The 5,033-nt window shown below is 61.4% G+C and carries 4 protein-coding genes; all 4 read left to right on the top strand.

Going from position 1 to position 5,033, the window contains the following annotated elements:
• Positions 1 to 56: 56 nt before the first annotated feature.
• Complete coding sequence (gene flhF, locus PSV33_RS02340; RefSeq protein ID WP_300558152.1) at positions 57 to 2,462, top strand: flagellar biosynthesis protein FlhF; 2,406 nt, start codon at positions 57 to 59, stop codon at positions 2,460 to 2,462.
• Between the two features lie 19 nt (positions 2,463 to 2,481).
• Positions 2,482 to 3,171, top strand: coding sequence for a MinD/ParA family protein (locus tag PSV33_RS02345; RefSeq protein WP_300558155.1), 690 nt, complete (start codon positions 2,482 to 2,484; stop codon positions 3,169 to 3,171).
• A 55-nt stretch (positions 3,172 to 3,226) separates the two neighbouring features.
• A complete protein-coding gene (locus PSV33_RS02350; protein WP_300558158.1) occupies positions 3,227 to 3,982 on the top strand; it encodes an RNA polymerase sigma factor FliA in 756 nt (251 codons plus the stop codon).
• Between the two features lie 102 nt (positions 3,983 to 4,084).
• Positions 4,085 to 5,033: PAS domain-containing methyl-accepting chemotaxis protein (locus PSV33_RS02355; protein WP_300558161.1), on the top strand; the 949-nt coding region annotated here is incomplete at its 3' end.

Consider the following 5,033-nt stretch of genomic DNA (forward strand, 5'->3'; position numbering starts at 1 on the left):
GCTGAGATACCCGACACCCGCACCATCAAGGTGACCGCCACCATTGGAGGAAAAGCATGACCACCCATCAGACATCCGACGCCTTGAACTATCGTTTTGCAGCGGCATCCAGCCGTGAGGCACTGCGCCTCGTCCGCGAAAAGCTGGGCCCCGACGCCATTGTCCTGTCCAACCGCGTGACGACGGGTGGGGTTGAAGTGGTGGCGACCATGGACAGTCCCATCGCCAGGGAAACGACCCCGGTGGTGCCTCTTCCCGCTCCCCTCCCGTCTCCGGCCCTTCCTCCGGCGGCAGCAGTGCCGCAGCTGTTGCCAGCGGTGGATGACGGCAACAGACTGCTGCGCGAGATCCACTCGATGCGCGGGATGATCGAAGAGCAGCTTGCCGGTATGGCGTGGAATGAGCATCAAAGGCGTGACCCGGTACGCGGACACCTGCTGCGCACGCTGCTGGGTGCAGGCTTCAGTGCACGTCTGGCCAAGGACATTCTCCAGAACCTGCCGACTGGCCTGAGCCATACCTGCGGAATGGACCATGCCAAGGCGGAGCTGGCTCGCCGCCTTCCCGTGCTCGAGGACGAAAATTCGCTGATGGACGAGGGTGGTGTTTATGCCCTGATGGGCCCGACGGGAGTCGGCAAGACAACCACGACGGCAAAATTGGCTGCGCGTTGCGTCCTGCGTTTCGGCGCAGACAAGCTGGCGCTGGTGACGACCGACAGCTACCGGATCGGCGCCTACGAGCAACTGCGCATTTATGGCCAGATCCTCGGCGTGTCGGTGCACGCTGTCAAGGATGCGGCTGACCTGGCGCATGTTCTGGCGGGTTTGCGCGACAAACATATGGTATTGATCGACACAGTGGGCATGAGCCAGCGCGACCGCGCCGTGTCCGACCAGATTGCCATGCTTTGCGGCGCCAGCCGGCCTGTCAAGCGCCTGTTACTGCTCAATGCTTCCAGCCACGGCGATACGCTCAATGAGGTGGTAGAGGCCTATCGCCATGGCGCTAAGGCGGCGAAAAGTTCCGATCTGGCAGGTTGTATTTTCACCAAGGTCGACGAGGCCACCCATCCCGGTGCACTGCTTGACATGGCTATTCGCCACCAGCTGCCAGTGCACTATATCTCCAGCGGACAAAAGGTTCCCGAGCACCTGATGCTGGTTGATCGCCGGGCATTGGTGGACAGCGTGTTCCATGCCAACAGCCGAAGCGCCTTGTTCGTGCCTGGTGAGGCAGACCTTGACGAGCGGCCAGCGCCGCTGGTCAACGAGGACGAAGTGGCTGCGGCAGAGGCCGTCAACGAGCGCTTGCGCGTGCAGTGCCAGCAACTGATTCGCGCGTTGACCCACGATGCCCAGGAACTGGCGGCCAATGCCAGCGCGCTTGCCAATGGCCAGATCGGCTTTGAGGAAACCCGCTCGCTCTGGCGCAAACTCAGCGACGCCAAGCTTGGGGAGGAAGCACTTGCGCAGACCTTGCACGCCCAGGTTTTGACCGACGTTCATTCCGATTGCAATGACTATGTTCTGGCTGTCACTGGTGATACCCGTCTTTCGGACGAGGACGCCGCCAATCCCTGGGTACTCGCCAGCACCCTGCTGCTGTCGGACCGTTCTGGCAGACCCTTCGCCGCACCCCTGCAGGTCCTTCCCGGCTCAGTCCAGGAAGGCATGTCGCTATTGGATGACTGGGCAGACAAAGCCGGAAAACCAATGGTCCATTTACTCGGCCGTCTGCCTGCCTCCGCGCTGATCGATCAGTGGAGGATCAGCGGCTTTCAGTGGGCGGCCTCCGCAACCGCAGGCCTTCGCATCATGGACGCGGGAAATGGGACGCCAGGAACACTCGGCAAGCTGTCAGCCGGACTCACCTTCAGTGCACCGCAGGCGACGACTTATCGCAGAAAACCCGCGTGGGTATCGGTGGCAGAAACGCAGGTCATTGTCCGGCCTCTCGCCGCGGGCGACGCACCGGGCGCGCAGGGAGTGGTTTCGAGTTTGCGCTGTGTGGTGCGGCGTATTGTCGACGCAGAAAGCGGCAAGCCGCTGGCGCACAGCTACATGCTTGCCACTAGCGGCATAGAGGCGACGGCACAACAAATTGCGAAGTGGCCCGGCTGGCGCGCCGGAGCCGAGCCGTGTTTCAAACTGCTGAAGCAGGGCATTGTGCAGCTCGCGGGCGACGTACGGCCGGACGACGCGACCCTGCGCAAACAATGGCTGATTGCCGGCCAGGCTTCCATCACGGTGTTTCGCCTGCAGCATCTGCAGGACGCCTGGGCAGACGCGGCACGCAAGGTGCTGGCGCGACTGGCCGGACGATCGGTGCGACCCGGCCGACCAGTTCCGGGTTCCGTGCTGCTGGAAGGCCTGGGCAAATTCTTTGTATTGCTCGACGCGCTGGAGTCCGAGGGTACCGATCTGTCGCCTCAACCCCGCAGGGCAACGGTGCAGGCATGAGGCATTCACAGTGAAGCAGGTGATTGCTGACCAGGCGGACGGCCTGCGGCGCCTGATGGCTGGCAGCATAGGCCGGCTGGTGGCCGTGGTTGGCAGCGGCCCGGCTGTGGGCACCACAAGCGTCACGCGTAATCTGGCAGCAGCACTGGTGCGCCAGGGCAAGGATGTGCTGCTGCTTGATGAGCGCAGCGCAGCCGATTCAACCCCGGCCCAGCGGCAGGGACGGCTGGTGTTGATGGATACCGTGCTTGACAAGGATGGCACCCTCTCCCCGCTGGCCGCTGGGGCAGATCATGTCTTCGTGGTGTTGCAGCCCAATGTGGCGTCCATCACGGCCGCTTATGTCTGCATCAGGCAACTTTGCCACGCGCATGCGTTGAAGCACATGCGCGTGCTGGTCAATCATGCGGTCGGTGCGGCGGAGGCGCAGCACATCTTGTCGAATCTGGCGCAGGCGGGAAGCCGTTATCTTGCCGTGGCACTGGAGCCCGCCGGGTGGATCAGGGCTGACCCGCGTCTGCCCCAAGCGCAGCTCTTGAACCTGACGGTCGTTGAAGCATTTCCATCGAGTCCTGCAGCGATGGATTTTTGCCAGATTGCCTCTGATTTTTTGCATGGGTCCCAGCCACCACGGAGTGGTCACGCGCCCTGGCTGTCTTCCGTCCCAGTGTTCGTGCGCGGGGAAAGTCCCGTGCTGGAGGTGCATTGATGCGGCAGCCCTGTTCCGGATTCCACAAGTGTTGAAAATGCAGGAGGGTTCCTCGATGTACACGTCCCAGGGAAAAATCGACAAGTCCGGCCCGTCGGACTTGGTGATGCAGTACGCGCCGCTGGTGCGACGCCTGGCCCTGCAGCTGATCGCCAAGCTGCCAGCCAGCGTCGAGCTGGACGACCTGATTCAGGTGGGCATGATGGGGCTGCTTGATGCCGGCAATCGCTACAAGGATGACCAGGGGGCTAAATTTGAAACCTATGCCAGTCAGCGTATTCGCGGCGCGATGCTCGATGAACTGCGTGCCAATGACTGGGTGTCGCGTGGTTTGCGGCAGTCCTCCCGCGGTGTTGCCCGGGCGGTCCAGGTCCAGGAACAAAAACGGGGCCGGTCGGCCACTGAAGGCGAGATCGCTCAGGAATTGCAGCTTTCGCTGGACGCCTATCAACACCTGTTGCAGGAAATCCAGGGTTGCCAGCTGGTCTATTACGACGATTTCGACCAGGGCGATCAGGAGAACAGTTTTCTGGACCGGCAAGCCCTTGGCGCCCAGAGCCTGGCCGACGAACCGCTGACACAGCTGCTCAGAGGCGACTTTCGACGTCAGTTGATTGAAGCCATCGAACTCATGCCGGAGCGGGAGCGCCTGTTGCTCAGTTTGTATTACGACGAAGAGTTGAACCTTCGGGAAATTGGGGCCGTGCTGGAAGTGACACAGTCGCGGGTTTGCCAACTCCACAGCCAGGCCATCAGTCGCCTGCGCGCCAGTCTGGGTGACTCGCTGGATTCCCTGAAGAACGCTCTTTAATCAGGCTGCGAGCAGCCTGCGCATAACCCAACAACATCTTGAACCCAACAACCATCTTGAGTGCATTTCAAAGAGAGGCCTGTAGTGCGAAGTAATTTTCCCGTGACGACGACCGAGTATGAACTGCCGGAGAACGCCACGCTTGTCTCCAGAACGGATCTCAAGGGGCGCATTACTTATGCCAACCCTGCGTTTGTGGAGGTTAGCAACTTCACGAGGGAAGAATTGATTGGAAGCGCGCATAACCTTGTGCGTCATCCTGACATGCCCGAAGAAGCGTTTGCAGATCTCTGGGCGACACTGGGCAAGGGACTACCCTGGACTGGTCTTGTCAAGAACCGGCGCAAAAACGGCGATTTCTACTGGGTGCTTGCCAACGTGACGCCCATTCAGGTCGATGGCAGGACACAGGGGTTCATGTCGGTGCGCAGCAGACCGGGCCGAAAGCAGATCCTCGAAGCCGAGCAGATTTACCGGGAAATCAGGGAAGGCACGTCAGCGCATCTGGTCATACGGCAGGGCAGTGTGGTGCGTCGCGGCTGGCGCGATGTCTTCTCCTTGGTCAGACTTGTTCCGATCCGAAAACGGGTCGCATGGACCGCGGGCCTGGGCGCCGCATTGGCGCTGCTTCTGGGGGCATTGGGCTGGTGGCAGGTAAGCGCGCTGGTCAAGGCAGCGGGTGAGCCCAGCTGGTTGCCAGAGCTGATCGCCGCAGCATGCGGGCTGGCGGCATTTGCATTGGCCGGGTTCGGCTATTTCATTGAGCAGACCATCCTCAAACCTCTGGACAAGGCAAGTGGGGTGGCGCGTTCCATTGCCAGCGGCGCCTTGCTTCTCAAATTTCCGACGGCAGCGACCGATGAGACCGGGCAGTTGATGCGCGCGCTCAATCAGATGAGCGCCAATCTTGTAGCCGTGGTGGCTGATGTGAGTGCCAATGTCAGCTCCATAGGAACGGCCGCCACCGAAATCGCGGCCGGCAACCACGACCTGTCGTCTAGAACCGAAGAGCAGGCCAGCTCCCTGGAAGAGACCGCAGCGTCGATGGAAG

It is taken from the genome of Polaromonas sp., from assembly GCF_029945895.1.
Lineage (GTDB): Bacteria > Pseudomonadota > Gammaproteobacteria > Burkholderiales > Burkholderiaceae_C > Polaromonas.